Genomic DNA, 18,227 nt, shown 5'->3' on the forward strand with positions numbered 1-18,227 from the left:
TGTGTTCCGGCTCTCCAAAGAGAAATTTAAAGTACCGGTCCCGCCGCCGGTCGATTTCCTTCGGCAGCGTATTGTCTTTTTTGCGTCTCTCGTACTCCCGCCGAGCCTCCGGGCTCAGGCTTTCGAAGGAGAGATCCCCGTTGAGTCGTTCCATGTCAGTGCAGGATCCTTCCCTTTCTTGATGTTTCATTGAAAAGGATAGGCCGTTGGCAGGGGAAATGTCAATGGAGAGAAGATACCAATTTGAGTATCAGGAGATTTCTTCCGGCGCTTTTTTATTTTTTCTCCCTTGACGGCTCTCCTGCGACGGCCTATTCTTTTCGAAGTCACGGCAGATGTCAGCAGAAAATGGATACAAGCGACCCGCAGACCCGAATGATACTGTGGACGGGCTGTGCAGTGGCAATCGGGAGGTGGATTTGTTGTCTGAGGTAAAGGAAAATGTCGAAACGTCCGGCGTGAATGGCCCCGTGGAGGAAACAGCCGCCCTGTTGAAAGAGCAGACGGAATGCCGCGCTTCTTCGGAATCCTGCTGCGGTTCGAAAAAGAAGGAATCGCCGCCCCGATTTTTGACGGGGAAGTTCATCGACAGTCCCGTTGGAAAAATTCCCGTGATCTCGACCGAATACACCTGGAGGGACATGTTGGGGGCCTGGAAGGTGCGCTGGGGCATCAAACGCATGGACTACAGGACAGAGCCGGGACTTTACGCCATTGGAAGGCCCGATGAGAAAGCTCCTCTTTTCGTCAGCGCAAATTACAAACTGTCCTTCGACCGCCTGCGCTGCTCCCTTGCGGGGATCGATGCCTGGATTCTCGTGCTGGACACCGATGGGGTCAACGTCTGGTGCGCGGCGGGGAAGGGGACCTTCAGCACACAGAACCTCATGAGATCCGTGGCCAGGCTGAGGCTGAACCGTCTGGTCGCCCATGAAACCCTTATCGTCCCTCAGCTCGGGGCCTCCGGCGTGTCCGGACACGAAGTTCGATCCCGAACGGGCTTTCAGGTGGTTTTCGGCCCCGTGCGGGCTTCCGATATTCCGGCGTTTTTGAAAAGCGGGATGAAAGCCACTCCGGAAATGCGTCATGTCCGTTTCGACCTGCCGGACCGGGCGGCGGTGGTACCGGTGGACCTGATGCAGGCGATGGGCGGGACGATAAAGGTCCTGGGGGTTCTGTTCCTGCTCAATATTTTGCGGCTGGGCGATTTTACGCCGGGCAACGTGACGCCGTATCTCCTTTCCGTTTTGGCGGGAACCGTTCTGGTGCCAATGATTTTGCCCTTCCTGCCCTTCCGCTCCTTCGCCCTGAAGGGAGCTGTGGTGGGTCTTGTCCTGGCGCTCCTGTCCTACACGGTCTTTCGGGACGGCGTCTCCTGGAGGGAAGCGGCGGCGGGTTTTCTTCTGCTGCCTTCCGTGTCCTCCTGGTTTGCCCTGAATTTTACCGGATCGACGACCTTCACCTCTCCCTCCGGCGTCAACAGAGAACTGAAAGCGGCCCTGCCCCTTTACGCCCTTGCGGTGACGGTGAGCGCGGTCATTTTAATATCGGAGGTATTTATGTGATGCAAACGGAGCTGCGTTATTTAAAAAATGTTTCAACTCTGTCTCTGGACCCGAAACGCTGCGTGGGCTGCGGAATGTGTCTGACGGTATGTCCCCGCAGCGTCTTTCTGGCGGAGGACGCAAAGGTGAAAATCGAGGATCGGGACGCCTGCATCGAGTGCGGCGCCTGCGTGCTGAACTGTCCGGTTTCCGCGCTCTCGGTCCATCCGGGGGTGGGCTGTGCTTCCGCGATCATCAACGGCCTGCTCTCCGGTGGAGAAGCCGAATGCACCTGTTGCTGAAAGGAATCTAAAATGACGAATTTTTCTCCTGACGACCTTCACGGCTATATTGCCGAACATTCCGCGGAACTGCTGGATTTAATCAAAACTCTCTGCCGCATTCCCGCCCCCTCCAACGACGAAGGGGCCAGAGCGGCCTTTCTTCGGGACTGGTTTCTGACCCGGTGCGGTTCGGAGGAGGCCGACGTGATTGTGGATGGGGCGCTCAACGTGATTTACCGTTTAAATTACAGAGCCGACGAAGATGTGTCGATTTTCATGGCCCACACCGACACGGTTTTTCCGGACCTCACCCCTTTCGAACCGGAGGAGCGGGAGGGTCGTCTTTACTGTCCCGGGGTGGGGGACGACACCACGAATCTGGCGATGCTCATGCTGTCGGCCCGCTATGTGGCGACCCGAAAGGTTCCCTCCGACTGCGGGGTGCTGTTCGTGGGCAACGCCGGCGAAGAGGGGCTCGGCAATCTGAAGGGATGCCGAAAACTGATGGAAGACCACGCCGGACGCGTTCGACAGGTGGTTTCCTTCGACGGGCGTCTGGGAAATCTGACGAACAAAGCGGTGGGGTCTCGGCGTTATCGGGTGGCGGTCTCCGGACAGGGCGGGCATTCCTGGAACGATTTCGGCAACAGCAACGCCATTCAGATTCTTTCAGAGATTATCGTCGATTTGTACAAAATCGCGCCTCCCGCCGCTCCTGACGGGCCCACCACCCTGAATGTCGGAAAAATCTCCGGCGGCACCTCGGTCAACAGCATTGCCGAGACGTCCGAAATGCTCTTCGAATACCGCTCTGTCACTCAGCGGGGTCTCGACATTATGGAGCGGAAGTTTCGCGAAATTCTGGAACGCCGTCGGGGTGAGGCCGAAAAGATCGAAGTGGAGCTGATCGGTGAGCGCCCTTCCGCGGGAAAGCTGGACCCGACCGCCCAGGAAACTCTGGAGCGAAAGGCCTTTGAGGTCATTCAGTCCGTTACCGGCAAGGCTCCGAAAGTCCGCGCCGCGTCCACCGACTGCAACCTCCCCCTGTCCCTGGGGATTCCGGCCGTCGCTCTGGGAGGCTACAGGGGAAGCGGCGCCCACACCCGGGGGGAGTTCATCGATCTGAGCAGTCTCTCAGAGGGATTTGAAGTGGTTCTAAGGCTGATTTTGCGCTGCATGGAGGCTTAATATGATGGAGGCTTAATATGGAGGCTTGATTTTGTCGACAATTTTCCTGCCTCAATCAAGGTGTATTTTGCGATTTGTTTTTGTTTTAGGATAACTTTCAACAACGGATGTATTCCTGGAGACAAAAACGGGAAGTGGGTTTCAATGAGGCAAAAAGACTGTATCGCGATGGTTAACGTTGACGGGCGTGGGGCAGGAGCGGGGATACTGACGACTTCTCTCCCGAAATCGATGATCTATTTCGGAGGCGGCCACAGACTCATCGATTTTGCCCTGAGCGCCTGCAGTCACGCGGGGCTGGACGTTGTTGGAATCCTCTCCGGAGCTCCGGATCTGGCGCTGTGCAGCCATATCGGAGACGGGCGCCCCTGGGTCTCTCCGGGGGAGGAAAGCGGCGTGTTCATACTCCCCTCCGGCCAAAATGAGGAGAACGGCGGAGGCTTTGTGAACGCGGTCCGCCGGAATCTCGCTTTTATCCGGCGATTTTCTCCTGAGCATGTGTGTCTTTTGCCTGGGGATCAGGTGTTCAGGATGGACTGCGCGAAGATGATCGAAGCTCACAAAAACAGCGACGCCGCAGTGACTCTGGCGGTTGTTGCGTCTTCCCGAAGGAAGTACGAGACCGGGGACATGGAGAAAAAAGGAATAATTCCGACAGGTTTTGTTCTCACCGGATTTTACGTTTTTCGGCTGGATGCTCTGCAAAAATACCTGACCCTGGACGGCGCAGAGGTGAAAAACTGGCGAAATTTCGGCGCCGATGTCCTGCCGGTCATGCGACAGGCGGGGGAAAAACTCCAGATCTGGAAATTTGACGGGTACCGGAGGGAACTGGAAACGGCGGAAGATCTGTGGGAGTCCGGTATGGACCTTCTGGGGAATCCTTCCCTGTTCGAGAGCGCGGAAAACGGCGGGAAGATCATCGGAGGCCTGATGAACGCGCCATCCCGCTTCGTGGAGGAAGAACTGAACGTGGAGCGAAGCGTTCTTTCCGGTCTGCAGGTGATTGAGGGGCGGGTGCAGAGTTCGATTCTCTCCGACTCCGTGGTGGTGGAGCGGGGCGCGGAGGTGGTCGACTCGATTCTGATGCCCAACGTCTACGTGGGGCGTAACGCCAGAATTTACAGGACGATTATCGGTCCCAACGCCAGACTGAAGAGAGGCGTGGAGATCGGGGAAAAGGAGGTGGGCGGAGTTTCGGTGGTGGCTCCCTGGGTTCGCATCGCCGCTGAAACGAAATTTCCTGCGGGCTCCTACATCGAAAGGGGCTATTTTCTCGAAGATCCCTCGTCCTTCAGGGTGAATTTCGTTCGCGAGTACGAAAAGGCAAAAAACTTTTTTCGTGTAATCTGGCGGCTGGAAGACCCGGATTCCTTCTCCGGAACGGGATACTCGCCCTTTTATTCGGGCAGTTGATACCAATTTGGAGTAAATAAAAGTCCTGATAATGAAACACGCCAGGGAGTGAACCCCTTCACTCTCTGGTGTTATTTTTTTCTGTTTTTTCCTGCCTTTTTCCGTGAGGTCCTGTTGCATTGCATATAAAATTTAGATTTTATGTATGTGATTATTATTTCAAAAATATCCTTTGTATTTTTGGAATGGTGTATAATAAGAAATATATAAATGAACGTTCATAATCAATATCAATAAGAGGGCGAGAGGGGTTTAACCTGTCAGAATCTTTTGGGAGGAAAGCGAATGCAGGATCATTTTTTCCATAACGGTGTGCCTGCAGTTTCAGAAAATGAATACCACCTCGAGCGTCCCCGAATCGACGAGCTTCTGGAAAAGGCCGTGCGCAATCCTGTCGTCTCCGTCGTCGCCGGGGCGGGCTATGGAAAAACGGAGGCGGTCTATTCTTTTTTGAAAAAATACGACTCCGTCACCACCTGGGTGCAGCTGTCCAGGAAGGACAACGTGCGGTCGAGGTTTTGGGAGAATTATACCCACGCCGTTTATTTGTCCAACCCGGACTATGCCGCGACGCTGATGGAGAATGGTTTCCCCGAGACGGACAGCGAGTTTGACAGATATCCGAGCGCCCCCTGGAGCAACTTTTCGAAGAACACAAAGTACGTGACGGTCTTCGACGATTTTCATCTGATTGAGGACCCCGCCGTTTTACATTTTATAGAGAGATCCATTCACCTTCCCTTTTTGAACGGGGTGACGACGATCATCATCTCAAGACACGAGCTTCCCATCGACATGATCGATCTGTTTTCGAAGGGTCTGATGACGCACATCAGCGAGGACGACCTGCGGTTCTCCGGAGAGGAGATCCGGGATTATCTGCAATCTCAGGGAGTGAAAGCCTCCAGGGAAACACTGGCCGCCATCTGTGACAGCACCGAAGGCTGGGTGTTCGCCGTGAAGCTGACCGGCCTGATTTTGAAAAAAACGCCTCATCACGCAAATTCCGCGCTTTTTGCCATGAAACAAAACGTTTTCAGGCTGATAGAAAGCGAAATTTTCTCCGGCATGTCGAAAAAACTGCAAAAATTTCTGGTTCTTCTGTCTTTGACGGACCATTTGTCTCTGGATTTCGTGAAGGAACTTTCTCCCAATGAGGACCTCATGGCGGAACTGGGCAGGGTCAGCACCTTCATCCGCTACGACGCCTATCTGAACGTGTATCGAATTCACCATTTGTTTCTGAACTATCTGGCTCAAAAGCAGAACATGCTGACGGAGGAGGAAAAACGCGACGTTTACCTCAGGGCCATTCAGTGGTGCGTCGACAACGATTACAAAATCGATGCCATCAGTTACTGCGAAAAAGCGAAAGATTTCGACAAACTTATCGAGGTCGTCTATACGCTGCAGATGATGCTGCCGAACAACACCGCGCTGTTTCTGCTGGAAGTGTGCAAAAGGATTTCTCCGGAGGACTACGAGCGGCATCCGACGCTTTACCTCATCTATACAAGGCTTCTGGCCAGCCTTGGACGGTTTGACGAGGCGATTCCCGAACTGCAGGCGCTCATAAAAAAATATGAAGCCCTTCCTCAAACCTCCGTCACATGTCGAATTCTTTTCGGCCTTTGCAACAATCTGGCTTTTTCGTATTATTTTCGCTGCATGTATAAACATGAGTACGAATTTTGGCAGTACTTCAAAAAAAGCGGGGACTATTACGCGAAGAGCAGTTACGTGGTGCAGGGCCCCATCCGGAATTTGGGGCTCGGGACCTACGCCTGCCGCATCGGCAGTCCGAAAAAGGGTGAGATCGAGCGGTTCGTGGAGGCCGTGGAGGCTTCGATCCCCCACGTTTCCGTGACGATGGGGGGCAACATGTACGGGCTGGACGACCTGACGCGGGCCGAAGCGGCATTTTTCAGAGCGGATATGAAGCACTGCGAAAAATTCGCCCGGCAGACTTTGTTCAAGGCCCGGGAAAAGGAGCAGTACGAAATAGAAAATCGCGCTCTTTTCTTCCTTCTGCGGGTCAGCCTGGCCGCGGGAAATTATGCCGAACTTCGGAATCTGCGGACGCAGCTGGAAGCCCAGCTCGACAAAAAGGCCTACATCAACCGGTACACGCTGTACGATATCGTGACGGGCTGGTATTACGTCTCAATCCGCCAGACCGATCAGATAGCGCCCTGGTTAAAAAACAACTTCGAGGAGAGCGACATCAACTCCCTGATGCACGGTTTTGAAAATCTCGTAAAGGCAAAATATTATCTGGGGGAAAAAAAATATCACATTCTGCTGGCCTTCATCGAGGGGCAGAGAGACAGGGACTACGGGCCGGGGGCGTTTTTGTTCGGGAAAATCGAACTGAAGATTCTGGAGGCGATAAGCCTGTATCACCTCAAAGAGACCGAAAAGGCCAGAGTGGCGCTGGAAGAGGCTTACGACATCGCCTGTCCCAACGACCTGAACATGCCCTTCATCGAGCAGGGAAACGACATGCGCACCCTTACCCGGGTGGCCATGAAGGACGAACGCTGTAAAATTCCGGCGCCCTGGCTGGAAAAAATATATAAAAAGTCGGCCAGCTACGCCAAAAAGGTGACTTCCATCATAGCGGAATATCGAAAGGCCCACGGTCTCGACAAGGAAATCCGCCTGTCCTCCAGAGAACTGATGATATTGAATGACCTCTGCCAGGGGCTTTCACGAAGCGAAATGGCAGCCAGTCAGGATTTATCCATCAATACGATCAACGCCGCCCTGCAGATGATTTACGCGAAACTGGGGGCCGAAAACGCCTCGGATGCGGTCCGTATCGCCACGTCCCTGAATCTGGTGGATAGCTGACCGGATGAACATGAAAAAGAAACATGAAAAAAGATATGAAAAAAATATGAAAAAAGGGCCGCTGGAAAAACAGCGACCCTTAAAAGGAGGGTAGAAAATGATAATGATTGCGTGTTTAAATATTATCATTTCCCCGAAAAAGAAACAGGAAATTTGACTTAGAATCAACTAGGCCGATAGTGCTAATATCGTTGAGCAAAAATACGTAACGCCGTCTCGAAATCCACATGAATCAATAACTCATAAATGAAAAGAAGAGGGAGGCCCGCCGGCCTCCCTCTTTAGCAGGTCTCTTTTTATCAGGTTTCGTGTATCAGCGCTTCGACGCGGGAATGGCGGCGGGCTTCTCCTCCTGGACTGTGAAGCGCCCGATCATGCTTTCGAGGACCTCGGAGATCGACGTCAGGTTTTCGGCCTCGTCCGCCACCTTCTTTATCGCGCCCTGCGTCTCCTGCGCGGCGCTGGTGATGGCGGATATTTCCTGAGCGACGTTGCCGATGCTGTCACGGGTTTTGTTGGTGGACTCCGAAATTTCGTTGCTGGACGCCGCCTGTTCCTCCGCGGCTGCCGCGATGGTCTGCACGGCGTCGTTGACCTTGTCGATCTGGGTGAGCGCGTTTTTCAGGCTGGTCTGCGTGTCCCGCGCTTTTCCGATGATCTGCGTGACGGTGTCCGCGGAGGCCTGCACGGAGCTGATGGCGTTCTGCGTGCCCTGCTGAAGTTTTTCCATCATCTCGGCCACATGGCGCGAAGCCACGTTGGACTCCTCGGCAAGTTTGCGGACCTCGTCGGCGACCACGGCGAATCCCCGCCCCGCGTCTCCGGCCCGGGCCGCCTCGATCGCCGCGTTCAGGGCCAGCAGGTTCGTCTGGTTCGCGATGTTCCTGATGGACGTGACGAACTCGCCGATGGCGGTCACGGACTCTCCCACTTCCGTCATGCCCTCCCTGTTTTCGTCTGAGACCCTGCCGACGTTCTGGAGATCTTCGACGAACCCGTTCACCATGTCGGCGACCGACGCGCTCAGAGTGGCCGTCGTGCTCGATGCTTCGGCGCCCTGGGTGGCCGACGTGGCGGTCATGGTCGCGGCCTGCGTCACTTCCTGAATTCCGCTCACCGTCGCCTCCACGGATTGCAGGGCTTCGTTCGCCAGGCGCTGCACGTTGGAAGCCGCCGTTTTGGAGTTGTCCACCTCCGTCGCCGCGCTCTGGCTCAGACCGTCAAGCATTTCGGAGGAAGTGACGAGCCGGTCTATTTCGCCCCGGATGGAGGAGATGATTTCGATGAACGCGTTTCTCGTTCTGCGTATCCCCGCGATAATGGTTCCCAGTTCGGTGTGCTCGTTCAGTTTCGCGACGATTTTGACCGCTTCGGGGTCGGGGGTGAGGTTGAGGTTGGCGAAGCGGTTCATGGTTATCATAACGGCCCTGAGGGGCGTCGTTATGCTGCGAATCATGAACACCATGTACAGGATCAGGAGGATCGTGGCGATGAACCCGATCACCATCTGCGTCAGAGTGACGCTGCGGATGATCTGATTCCACTGTGCCAGGGGAAACGCGAGACCCGCCACGTAGCCGTAGGATCCGGACCCGTAGTACATCATCCCCTCCGCGCCGTTGAGGGTGTAAAGCCCGAATCCGCTTTTGCGGCTGAGCATCTGCTGCCCCAGGTTCGCCAGGTTCTGGTCCACCAGCGAGCTTCTTTTGGCCAGATTTTCCTTCACGATGAAGGCCTTGTCGGGATATTCCAAAACGAGGCCGTCGGGAGCGAGCAGCACTCCATGTCCCTTTCCGAACACCGTCGCGCTCCGGATTTTGGCCCCTACGTTCTCCAGCGACATGTCCGAGCCGATAACGCCCAGAACCCTGCCGTCGTCGGCATAAATGGGGGCCACGACGGAAATCACGGTCTGTTTCGTATAGGCGTCCGGGTACGGCTTCGTGATGACCGTTTTTTTGGCTTCGACGGCGGCCTTGTACCAGTCCCGGCTGCGGGAATCGTAACCCTCAGGCGCGGCCGCTCCGGTTCCCGAAATAAGGGCGCCGTCCTTTTCCAGCCCCAGGTACACGCTCAGCACGCCCTGAGGTCTGTCGGCGTTGAACGTCTCCGCCAGTGCCGCGGACAGCTTCTTCCTGGCCTCGTTCTCATCGGTTCCGCTGGCGAGAATCTGTTTGATGAACGGAGCGGAGTTGCTGACGATGTCCGCCAGGCCGGTCATGTAAACGTCGATAGTGTCGTTCAGATACGCGACGATCTTCATCGCGTCCGCGTCCTGAATATCCGACAGGACACTCGTCGTTCTCAGGTACATCAAACCCATCAGCGCGGCCAGAACAACCGTCACGGCGCAGGCGAGCATGATCAGCTTGGTCTTGATCCTCATTACAACATCTCCTTCGACCACACAAATTTTGCCCTGTGGAGAGCATAGTGTAAGTATAATGTAGGAATTGTCAAATAACTATCCCAAATTCAAATAACAGAAGAGGATCGAGTGAGAAAAGCGTGTGATGGCGGTGAACCGGAGAGGAAAAAGAGTTAAAATAGGCTTGAAAGAACTGCACTCAAAGGGGGCATATCCATGGAAGTCGATGTCAGAAAATTTGAAGACAAAGAGAAAATGTACGCTCATATGAACGAGTCTCTGGTTCACATGCTGGAGGGAAACAGGGATGAGACCGCCGCGCTGTCCAACGTCTCCGCTCTGCTGAACCTGTATCTGGAGGAGATCAACTGGGTCGGTTTCTACCTCATGAAAAACGGCGCGCTGATTCTGGGCCCCTTTCAGGGCAAGCCCGCCGTCATGCGGATTCTTCCGGGGGAGGGCGTCTGCGGGACGACGGTGCAGGAGGGAAAAACCCGTGTCGTGGATGACGTCCACACCTGTACCAACCACATCGCCTGCGATCTGGCCTCCTCGTCGGAAATCGTCGTTCCTCTGATCAAAAATGGACAGGTTCTTGGAGTGCTGGACATCGACAGCCCCATTCCTTCCCGCTTCGACGAGGAGGACAAAAAAGGACTGGAAAGCGTGGCGCAAACGCTCCTCAATGTCGTTTTTATCTGCTGACGTCAGGCCGAATCCGGCCGTTGTACGTTGTATCGTTCTTATTTCATTCTCATTCGATCATGATGCGGCCGTGATGAAGGTCACTCCCTCGCGGCGCAGCAGGTCCAGCGACTCTTTTGCGTCGAATCCGCTCACGGGGGAGGTGCAGTCCTGGAGAAGGCGCACTTCCTGCCGGCGGCTGCGGGGTCTTTTCACGTAGGACAGAATGGACTCCCGAACGCAGTGACTGAGGGCTTCTCCGCCGAAGGTCACCCGGTCGAAAGCCTCCAGCCGGGCGAAAAGGGCCGTGTTGAAGGCCGTTTCGGGCCAGGAATCGTCCAGCCCCTCGAAGATGGAGAACTGATCCGTAAAGGGATTTTCTCCCTTGAAGACGTAGCGCGCCGCGAGGCCGGTTTTCCCGCGCCAGGTTTCCAGCGCGCGCTGGAGGGGATCGGCGATCTGATGTCCCCAGGTGGAGACGACGCAGTGCTCCGGCCAGAGCATGAGGGAGGGAATGCCCCTGGTCTTCATGACGGAAAACATTTGTTCGGCAAAGGGCCTGTTCTGCGAGGCGGCGGGCCGCCAGTCCCCCCCTGCGAAGGACGCCGGCGTTATAGGCGTGAAAGGTTCGGGATGACGTCCCGCCGGGTTCACCCAGAAGGAAGGATGAAAAATCGCGACTCGGTCGTGAGAGTCCAGGGACACGAAAATTTCCCTCGGCGTTTCCTCCGTCGTCTCAATGTACTTCGACAGGCGCAGAATATCGTCCTCCGCTCCATCGACGTAAAGACTTCCTTTTTTGTCGCAGAAATCGTTTTGGGGATCGACGATGACCAGCGCGTCGTTACTCATATTTTTCCTCCATCCAGATTTTCCACCAGATTTTCCTGATTTTTCAGACCTGCCTGACTTTCTTAATTTCCCCGATTTTTGTGCTTTTCGTACAGCTCGAACCGGGCGGCGGTGCTGTCTCGGGGGCCGGCCACGTAAAGCGTATCCTCTCCCACGAAACCGGTCTCGTCGGGGACAAGTTCATGCACGAAACCTACGACCTCGTACATATAAACGCCTTCGTCCGTCTCAATTTCCGCCCAGTCTCCCGGACGGGGCATTTTTTTGAACTCCAGGACGCCAAGACTTCTCTCCATGATGGAGGGAGAAAGGTCGATCACGTGAAACTTATGCAACGCTTCCACCTCCGACTCCGATGCCGCCTCCGACGTGCGCGCTCCTATGTTTTCTCCTCATTTTGGCGGAAATTTTCCCTGGTCCGGACCTCAGAGGTGCATGACGCCCAGGCCGCAGCGATCGTGATGGGCGACGATGTGAACCGCGCAGTCCCCGAAAATGGCCACGGCAATCCAGTTCTCGTTGCGTACGATAGCGATTTTGGCTCCAATGCTGACCTCGACGAGGCTGCGGGGGATGAAACCGTTGCTGGCCTCCACGGCCGCGTGGATCAGCGCGTGCATTTCACGGGAGTTTTTTTCGATAACTCCCGCGTTCAGAGAGGCTCCCACCAGTGCTCTGACGATTTTCTGCGGCAGGTCGCTCAGAAGACCTCCGACTTCCGTCGCGACGGCTTTCCATCCTTTTTCTTCGATATACTGCTTGCAGGCAGTTTCCTTCTCCGCGTTTCTGGTCAGGGCCAGAAGAACAGCGGCTCTTCCCACATCGTCGATTCCCAGCTCGGAATCCAGCGACAACGCGCCGGACGTCTCCTCATTGCTCCGCTCTCGGTGCAGTTCCAGCGTCTCTTCCACTCACTTGCCTCCGGTTCAGGAACGAAAATCACTCTCGAGACTTTGCGTTCTTGTAGTCGTATAACGTTCACTTCCGTTTCTCATATTTTCACATATTTTACGCCGGGCGATTACTTAATTATAATTTTAAGCTGGATCTGATTCCATATTTTAGTCCAGAATTTAATTATAAACAAAATCAATTTTAACCGATTTTTTGACTTTGGCGTTGGATTTCGGCTTCGTTTCATCCCGTGACGGCTGCAAGGCCCGCGGCGGCGGGAACGAAGGGCTCCAGTCTGCGCCTGCTGAAGTCGTCCCATGCCTCTTTGATGTAAACACTGCCTTTTTTGTCGATCTTCAGAATCCCGAAGGGAGAAACCCGCCTGCCGGACTCGTCCAGGCAAACCAGCACCCTGGGGCACAAAAGATCCCGCTCTTTGGTTTCCAGAACGATAGCCACCTTCCCGTTGGAAAGCAGCACCACCGTCCCCGGCGGATACAGCCCGATGGCGGCGAGAAGCACCCGCAGAATTCGGGTGTCGAAGTCTCCGATGGCCCGTTCGATCATCTGGGACAGAGCCTGATCGCCCCGGCAGGAGTCCCCCTCCAGAATGCGGTTCGTCAGGTTTTCGAAAACGTTGGCCACGGCGACGATACGAGCCGCCATGGGAATATCCTCCTCCCTCAGACGGTCGGGAACCCCCGTCCCGTTCCATTTTTCGTGATGAGAACGGACGGCGGCCAGAATATTCGGGTCCGTCACGCCCGAATCTTTCAGCAGGGTTTCTCCCAGCAGGGGATGACAGTTCAGAACCCGCCCCTCGCTGGGAAGGATTTTGCCCTTCGCCTCCCAGGAGCCGGGAAAGAAAAACGCCTTCCCGATGTCGTGAAAAAGCCCTCCCACGATGACGGCCTGAATAAACGCCGGCCACACGGGAAAAATTTTCTGAGCGATGTACCCCGACAGAAGCGCCACATTGATGGAATGATTGTACATCTTTTCCAGCATCTGATCTTCCCCTCCCACCAGAGAAAGGGTTATCTGGGGCGTTTTTCGAATCTCCCGGGGAAGTCGGGCGGCGATGTCCGCCATGGTGCGAACGCCCCGCTCCCGCGCCGCCCGGTCGTCGATACTGCGCCAGATCACGCCGAACTGGTGGATGGCAATCCGGGTGAGCAGGGGGTTCAACTCCGCCACAGAGGGCGTAATGGACCCCAGCGCCGTCCGAAACTCCCCCGCCGTAATCGAGGGAGCGCTTTTCACTTTTATGTGGGTCACTCCATGTTTCAGAAGCTGAGAAACGATTTCCGGACGAGTTTCCTTCAGCGCGGCGAGGCTGACGCCGGAGGGCAAAATGACGGTGCCCGTTTTCGACAGAACATCCTCCGCGACGACGCCCTCTATATCCAGAAGCTCCCCCAGCGCAACGTTCCATATTTTCTTTTTCATGAGATCATCCCCTTTCGCAAAGGACTTTTTTTTCCCAATTGAGTCCAAGCGAATTTTGTACATTTTGTACATAGTACATATATTAACACCTGAATTCGAGGTCTCCACCGTACAAATAAAATGTAAAATTTACAAATCCTTTTCGAATATTTGCCATCATAAACTATCTTCGTGTATACTGCTACTATAGTTTAGTAAATAAAGGAGTCTGATTGTAAAAGTTCTGACTATGAAAGCGACCGCGGCCAAACAGCAGGTGATTCACCGAAGCCTGCCGGAAGACAAAAAGTGCATTTTTTGACGATGCGCGGATTGCGCTGCACGGGGCAGCAGATAGTGAAGATGGTCCGCACGACAAACGAAAGGGTGATTCAGAATGGCGGAAAAGTGGAAGGATGCCCTGACGGACAAACTATGTGAGTCTTTCCTGACGCTGAAAACACGGGAAGAAATGTACGCATTTTTGGAGGACGTGGCCACAATTGGAGAAGTCAAGGCGCTGGCCCAGAGACTGGAGGTTGCCAGGCTCCTGAGTGAAAGCAAAACCTATCCCCAAATCGCCCAGCAAACGGGCGCAAGCACGGCAACCATAAGCCGGGTCAAAAAATTTTTGGATTATGGCGCCAACGGATATAAAATTGTGCTGGAACGTCTGAAAAAATAACCCTGTAACAAAGAGAGCGCGTTGTGAATGGTTGCGACGCGCTCATTTTTGTGTTTTATTTTTTGTTTCAGATTTTGTTTTGGCAAAGCGCGTGGTGTCAGGAGAGAATCTATTGCTGGAGAGAAAGGAATGATGTGAGGTGGCACAGGGATCTGTACTCGTAGTGATTCTGATTGTGGCAATTGTCGTCATGGTCGTTATGATTTCGAAGTTCAGGGTTCATCCCTTCGTTTCCCTCTTCACGGTGGCCCTGCTCATGGGACTGGCCGCGGGGATGCCCATGCTGGACGTGGTGAACACGATCACCACGGGGTTCGGCAACACCTGCCGGTCCATTGGCATCGTCATTTTGTTCGGCACGATCATCGGAGCCATGCTGGAGCGGAGCGGGGCGGCTCTGACCATGGCGGACTCCATTTTGAAAAAGGTCGGCCCGAAACGCCCGGCTCTGGCCATGAGCATCATCGGCTGGATTGTGTCCATTCCCGTGTTCTGCGACTCAGGATTCGTCATCCTTTCCTCGCTGAACAAATCTCTCTCCAAGCGCAGCGGCGTTAAAATGGCCACCATGGCCATCGCCCTGTCCACGGGCCTTTACGCCACTCACACCCTCGTGCCGCCGACGCCTGGACCCATTGCGGCGGCTGGGAACCTCCACGCGGATCTGGGGCTGGTCATCCTCTGGGGAATCGTGGTGTCCATTCCCGCGGCGCTGGCCGGTTACTTCTACGCCATGACGGCCGGAAGCAAAATGGAGGTCATGGAGGAGGCAAATACGGGCCCCAGCTTCGAGGAACTGATCGCGCAGCACAAGCAGCTTCCCTCGGCGGGAAAGGCTTTCTCGCCGATCATCGTTCCGCTGATCCTCATCGGCCTCAGCTCTCTGGTCAATTATCCCTCGGTGCTGGAAAAGGTGGGTAAGGGGAGCACCCTGCACAACCTGTCGAGTTTCTTCGGAAACCCGGTCATCGCGCTTTTCGTGGGCCTGATCCTCTGTCTTTTCCTCGTCCCCAAAATCACGGAAGAGGTCACCAGCGGCTGGATCGGAGAGGGAATAAAGGACGGCGCGACGATCATCATGATCACGGCGGCGGGCGGCAGCCTTGGCGCGATTATCGCCGCCACGAAGGTGGGCGACTACATTGGCTCGACGCTGGCTCAGTATCAGCTGGGGATATTCCTGCCCTTCATCATCAGCGCGGCGCTGAAGACGGCGCAGGGTTCCTCCACCGTGGCCCTGATCACCACGTCGACCATCGTCTACCCGCTTTTGGAATCTCTGGGACTGGGGACTCCCATGGGGGCCGTTCTGGCCACTCTGGCCATTGGAAGCGGATCGATGGTGGTTTCTCATGCCAACGACTCCTATTTCTGGGTTGTGACGCAGTTCTCCGGTATGAAGGTCAGCACGGCCTATCGGGCTCAGACGGTGGCGACCCTGATCGAGGGGCTGGTGGGCGCTGGAGCGGTCTGGGCGCTTTCGCTGATTCTGTAAACCGAAATCTTCGAAAGCCGGATTTTCAATATCCCTTTAAAAAATCTCTAAAAAAATCTCTAAAATTGAAGGCAGACGGTTCTCTTCAGGCCGTCTGCCTGTGTCTGTGCGTTTATGTTCGGTGTGCTTTCTTATGCCCGTTTTCTTCCCGTGTTCCTTTTCACCGGGTTCTCAGTTTTTGCCAGTTTTTGTATTTCCGCCGGCGATAACTCTGTCACCTGCGATATGGTGTTTTTGTCCATGCCAAGGCGCAGCATCTTTATCGCAGCTTCAGCTTTACTTTTGGCTTCCCCTTCAGCTATACCCTCAGCTTTACCTTTGGCTTTTCCTTCAGCCATACCCTGAGCCATACCTTCAGCGGTGGCTTTCTCCAGGCTTGTCTTCAGGTAATGTTCCCAGTCTGTCTGCGCCCTTTCGCGCATTAAATATCCCACCCATTGCTCCCGTTCATTCATAAACATTTCTTCCAAATGCAAAATTCGGTCAATATCCGAGTCATACGCGGCTATTCGGCTCAATGATTCCGTCACTCCCTTCGTTCCGATATACGTCAGCATTCTCTCCAAACCGGTCAGTTTTTCCGGCTTCCTGTCTTTTCCCTGCTTCTTCAGTTTCGGCAGTTCAAGGAAGTGCATTTCAATTCCCCTGCAATAACACCTGTGGTTATCTGTGTCCAACAGTTTGTGCACGGAGTGGAATGAATCCGGCTTATCGGGAAACATATTGAAGTTCAGAACTCCAACAAACACCACTTCGTTTAATTTTTCGTATGACTGACTGATTGCAAGCTGTGAGATATAGTTGTTGCACGTGTAGAAAAGACAGCGTTCGATGATGTCATTTTCCTCCGCTATTTGGACTTCGACATGAAAAATACGTCCGTCGACCGATTTTGCCCTTACGTCAAAATGCACCAGTTTCCCGTTGAAAAACGGCGGGTCGAGTTCTCTGTCAAGATATTCAATATCCACGATGATTCTCGCGGGGTCATTCAGCACGTCATTTAAAAAACGTATCAGATTTTCCTTATGCTGCTCAGAAGCAAAAATATATTTAAACAGCCTGTCATTCAGGCGGTTGAGTCCATCTTTTGCTTTCTTCAGTTCACTGTCCATCAGTTCCTCGTCTCTCCGTTCAATTTCTATTGCCTCAGTGCTTCACCAGGTTTGCTCTGTCAGGGGCATTATAACGCAAATCACCTGCTTTGTGATATGAAGCAGGGGCGGACACACAGATCCGCCCCTGCGCTATTTCGTTATTTCGTTATTTCCTCTTCTTTTTCCCCAGCATCGGAATCAAAAGCAGCCACGCGCCGGAGAAAAGCCCCGCAGCCGCGCATCCACCTCCGCCTTTCCCGCTCCTTTCGACGCCTGCGGGGCTCGTCACTCTGCCCTTGCTCACGATGTCGTGGTAGGTCAGCGGCGGAAGGATCGTCTGACGGTGAGACTCGTCTGGCTCGTCCGCGAACCGCCAGTCCACCTCCTCCACAAACAAACCCTCCAGGTCCGACAGGCTCCGCGCCACTCCCTCAATCTCAAGCGTCGCCGGCTCGCTCCCCGTCGCCCGCAGATCCGCGCTCGCTTTATTCCGCGTCACGTCCGCCGTGACGGGGATGCCTTCTCTGAACGGCGTCAGAGCCCGACCGTCCGCGTCCAGAATCCCCAGCGTCACGTGCGAGTACGCCTTGCCCAGCGACACGTACACGCGCGAGGGCAGGTGCGAGGCCGTCACGGAATACTCGTCGGGGTCCAGAGGGGCCAGAATTTTGAAGGAGTAGCTCCCGTCGTCGTACTTCGCCGCTTGCAGACTCCACCCCTCCGTTTCCACCAGGCCGCCGCGCACAAAGATGAGGGTCCGGGTTGTCACGCAGATGGGATACGTCGTCGTCTGCGTCCCGTCCGTCGAGATCACCGTGTAATACACGACCCGGCCGTTGGAGAAGTCCTGGGCGCTCCCATTGAGCGGGCTGATCTGCGTCCCCGCGTCCGGCAGGGTGAAGTTCAGAACCAGGTTCGACAAATCCGTCCCGTTGGGCAGCACCAGAATCCACGTGCCGTCCGGTTGACGCTCAATGTTGCAGTTGACGTTTCCGCCGTCCCCTGTGGCGACGTTCACGCCGCCCGAGGTGATGTCCGTGGAGCCCGCTCCGCTCCCCGAGGACGTAGTCGGCGTGGGCGTGGGGTTGGTGACGCCGCTCAAGGCGTTGGGCCGGGTCACCGTCACTTTATAGTACATCTTCGTGACGCCGTCCGCCGCGTCTACCTCGATGCAGGCGTAGGCCACGCCCCCTTCCGGCAGCGCTATGGGCTGGTGCTGGTTGCTGCCGTGGGTGTCGGAGTAGAGGATCCCCGTGCTCCCCGCCGCGCTGACGATGTCCGCCTCCGTGATGGTCGCGACGGAGTTCGCCACGGTGATAGCCGCCAGCTTCGGGTCCTGGATGGTCCCGGCCCCGCCCGTCGTCGTGATCTTCTGGCCGGCCAGGTAGAGCAGGGAGGCGTTGCTGGCGCCGCCGCTCGTTCCTCCGCCGGAGCCGCCG

15 protein-coding genes are annotated in these 18,227 nt (G+C 55.1%); 8 read left to right on the plus strand and 7 right to left on the minus strand.

The genetic code is table 11. The annotated features are described in order from the left end of the window. Positions 1–422 precede the first annotated feature (422 nt). From LBR61_10960 to LBR61_10980, 5 genes are all read left to right on the plus strand, one after another. Positions 423–1,565 carry a hypothetical protein gene (locus LBR61_10960; protein ID MDR1732599.1) on the plus strand — a complete coding sequence of 381 codons (1,143 nt, stop codon included), beginning with the start codon at positions 423–425 and terminating at the stop codon, positions 1,563–1,565. Continuing rightward, on the plus strand, positions 1,565–1,846 hold the full coding sequence (locus tag LBR61_10965) for a 4Fe-4S binding protein (protein ID MDR1732600.1): 282 nt from the start codon (positions 1,565–1,567) through the stop codon (positions 1,844–1,846). The genes LBR61_10960 and LBR61_10965 overlap by 1 nt, the downstream gene beginning before the upstream one ends. Before the next feature lie 12 nt (positions 1,847–1,858). After that, the gene (locus LBR61_10970; GenBank protein ID MDR1732601.1) at positions 1,859–3,016 is read left to right on the plus strand and encodes a M20/M25/M40 family metallo-hydrolase; all 1,158 of its coding nucleotides are present in this window, start codon (positions 1,859–1,861) and stop codon (positions 3,014–3,016) included. Positions 3,017–3,160: 144 nt separating this feature from the next. After that, positions 3,161–4,432 carry a hypothetical protein gene (locus LBR61_10975; GenBank protein ID MDR1732602.1) on the plus strand — a complete coding sequence of 424 codons (1,272 nt, stop codon included), beginning with the start codon at positions 3,161–3,163 and terminating at the stop codon, positions 4,430–4,432. A 285-nt stretch (positions 4,433–4,717) separates the two neighbouring features. Continuing rightward, positions 4,718–7,285, plus strand: a complete 2,568-nt coding sequence (locus tag LBR61_10980; GenBank protein ID MDR1732603.1) for a LuxR C-terminal-related transcriptional regulator — start codon at positions 4,718–4,720, stop codon at positions 7,283–7,285. Between the two features lie 313 nt (positions 7,286–7,598). Here the strand turns inward: LBR61_10980 and LBR61_10985 are convergent, their stop codons facing one another. After that, positions 7,599–9,671, minus strand: coding sequence for a methyl-accepting chemotaxis protein (locus tag LBR61_10985; protein ID MDR1732604.1), 2,073 nt, complete (start codon positions 9,669–9,671; stop codon positions 7,599–7,601). 198 nt (positions 9,672–9,869) lie between these two features. On the opposite strand from LBR61_10985, the gene LBR61_10990 reads away from it, so the two are divergent. Beyond that, positions 9,870–10,358, plus strand: coding sequence for a GAF domain-containing protein (locus LBR61_10990; protein ID MDR1732605.1), 489 nt, complete (start codon positions 9,870–9,872; stop codon positions 10,356–10,358). A gap of 57 nt (positions 10,359–10,415) precedes the next feature. Here LBR61_10990 and LBR61_10995 read toward each other — a convergent pair whose 3' ends face one another. From LBR61_10995 to LBR61_11010, 4 genes are all read right to left on the minus strand, one after another. After that, positions 10,416–11,189, minus strand: coding sequence for an isochorismatase family protein (locus tag LBR61_10995; protein ID MDR1732606.1), 774 nt, complete (start codon positions 11,187–11,189; stop codon positions 10,416–10,418). A gap of 62 nt (positions 11,190–11,251) precedes the next feature. Continuing rightward, positions 11,252–11,524: a hypothetical protein gene (locus tag LBR61_11000; protein MDR1732607.1), complete on the minus strand. Its 273-nt coding sequence runs from the start codon at positions 11,522–11,524 to the stop codon at positions 11,252–11,254. Positions 11,525–11,614: 90 nt separating this feature from the next. Then, positions 11,615–12,100: a HutP family protein gene (locus tag LBR61_11005; protein ID MDR1732608.1), complete on the minus strand. Its 486-nt coding sequence runs from the start codon at positions 12,098–12,100 to the stop codon at positions 11,615–11,617. 226 nt (positions 12,101–12,326) lie between these two features. Next, complete coding sequence (locus LBR61_11010) at positions 12,327–13,532, minus strand: HD domain-containing protein (GenBank protein ID MDR1732609.1); 1,206 nt, start codon at positions 13,530–13,532, stop codon at positions 12,327–12,329. A 376-nt stretch (positions 13,533–13,908) separates the two neighbouring features. Here LBR61_11010 and LBR61_11015 point away from each other — a divergent pair, with 376 nt between their 5' ends. Both LBR61_11015 and LBR61_11020 read left to right on the plus strand, forming a co-directional pair. Further along, the gene (locus tag LBR61_11015) at positions 13,909–14,196 is read left to right on the plus strand and encodes a DNA-binding transcriptional regulator (GenBank protein ID MDR1732610.1); all 288 of its coding nucleotides are present in this window, start codon (positions 13,909–13,911) and stop codon (positions 14,194–14,196) included. A 139-nt stretch (positions 14,197–14,335) separates the two neighbouring features. Next, a complete protein-coding gene (locus LBR61_11020; GenBank protein ID MDR1732611.1) occupies positions 14,336–15,691 on the plus strand; it encodes a GntP family permease in 1,356 nt (451 codons plus the stop codon). 131 nt (positions 15,692–15,822) lie between these two features. Here the strand turns inward: LBR61_11020 and LBR61_11025 are convergent, their stop codons facing one another. Together LBR61_11025 and LBR61_11030 are read right to left on the minus strand one after the other, a co-directional pair. After that, a complete protein-coding gene (locus LBR61_11025) occupies positions 15,823–16,806 on the minus strand; it encodes an Rpn family recombination-promoting nuclease/putative transposase (GenBank protein ID MDR1732612.1) in 984 nt (327 codons plus the stop codon). A 148-nt stretch (positions 16,807–16,954) separates the two neighbouring features. After that, positions 16,955–18,227: hypothetical protein (locus LBR61_11030; protein ID MDR1732613.1), on the minus strand; the 1,273-nt coding region annotated here is incomplete at its 5' end.

It is taken from the genome of Synergistaceae bacterium, from assembly GCA_031272035.1.
GTDB lineage: Bacteria > Synergistota > Synergistia > Synergistales > Aminobacteriaceae > JAISSA01.

Excerpts from the sequence above, each read along its gene's own strand:
- LBR61_10965 (MDR1732600.1), top strand. The coding sequence starts at position 1,565 with ATGCAAACGGAGCTGCGTTATTTAAAAAATGTTTCAACTCTGTCTCTG.
- LBR61_10970 (MDR1732601.1), top strand. The coding sequence starts at position 1,859 with ATGACGAATTTTTCTCCTGACGACCTTCACGGCTATATTGCCGAACAT.
- LBR61_10975 (MDR1732602.1), top strand. The coding sequence starts at position 3,161 with ATGAGGCAAAAAGACTGTATCGCGATGGTTAACGTTGACGGGCGTGGG.
- LBR61_10980 (MDR1732603.1), top strand. The coding sequence starts at position 4,718 with ATGCAGGATCATTTTTTCCATAACGGTGTGCCTGCAGTTTCAGAAAAT.
- LBR61_10985 (MDR1732604.1), bottom strand. The coding sequence starts at position 9,671 with ATGAGGATCAAGACCAAGCTGATCATGCTCGCCTGCGCCGTGACGGTT.
- LBR61_10990 (MDR1732605.1), top strand. The coding sequence starts at position 9,870 with ATGGAAGTCGATGTCAGAAAATTTGAAGACAAAGAGAAAATGTACGCT.
- LBR61_10995 (MDR1732606.1), bottom strand. The coding sequence starts at position 11,189 with ATGAGTAACGACGCGCTGGTCATCGTCGATCCCCAAAACGATTTCTGC.
- LBR61_11010 (MDR1732609.1), bottom strand. The coding sequence starts at position 13,532 with ATGAAAAAGAAAATATGGAACGTTGCGCTGGGGGAGCTTCTGGATATA.
- LBR61_11015 (MDR1732610.1), top strand. The coding sequence starts at position 13,909 with ATGGCGGAAAAGTGGAAGGATGCCCTGACGGACAAACTATGTGAGTCT.
- LBR61_11025 (MDR1732612.1), bottom strand. The coding sequence starts at position 16,806 with ATGGACAGTGAACTGAAGAAAGCAAAAGATGGACTCAACCGCCTGAAT.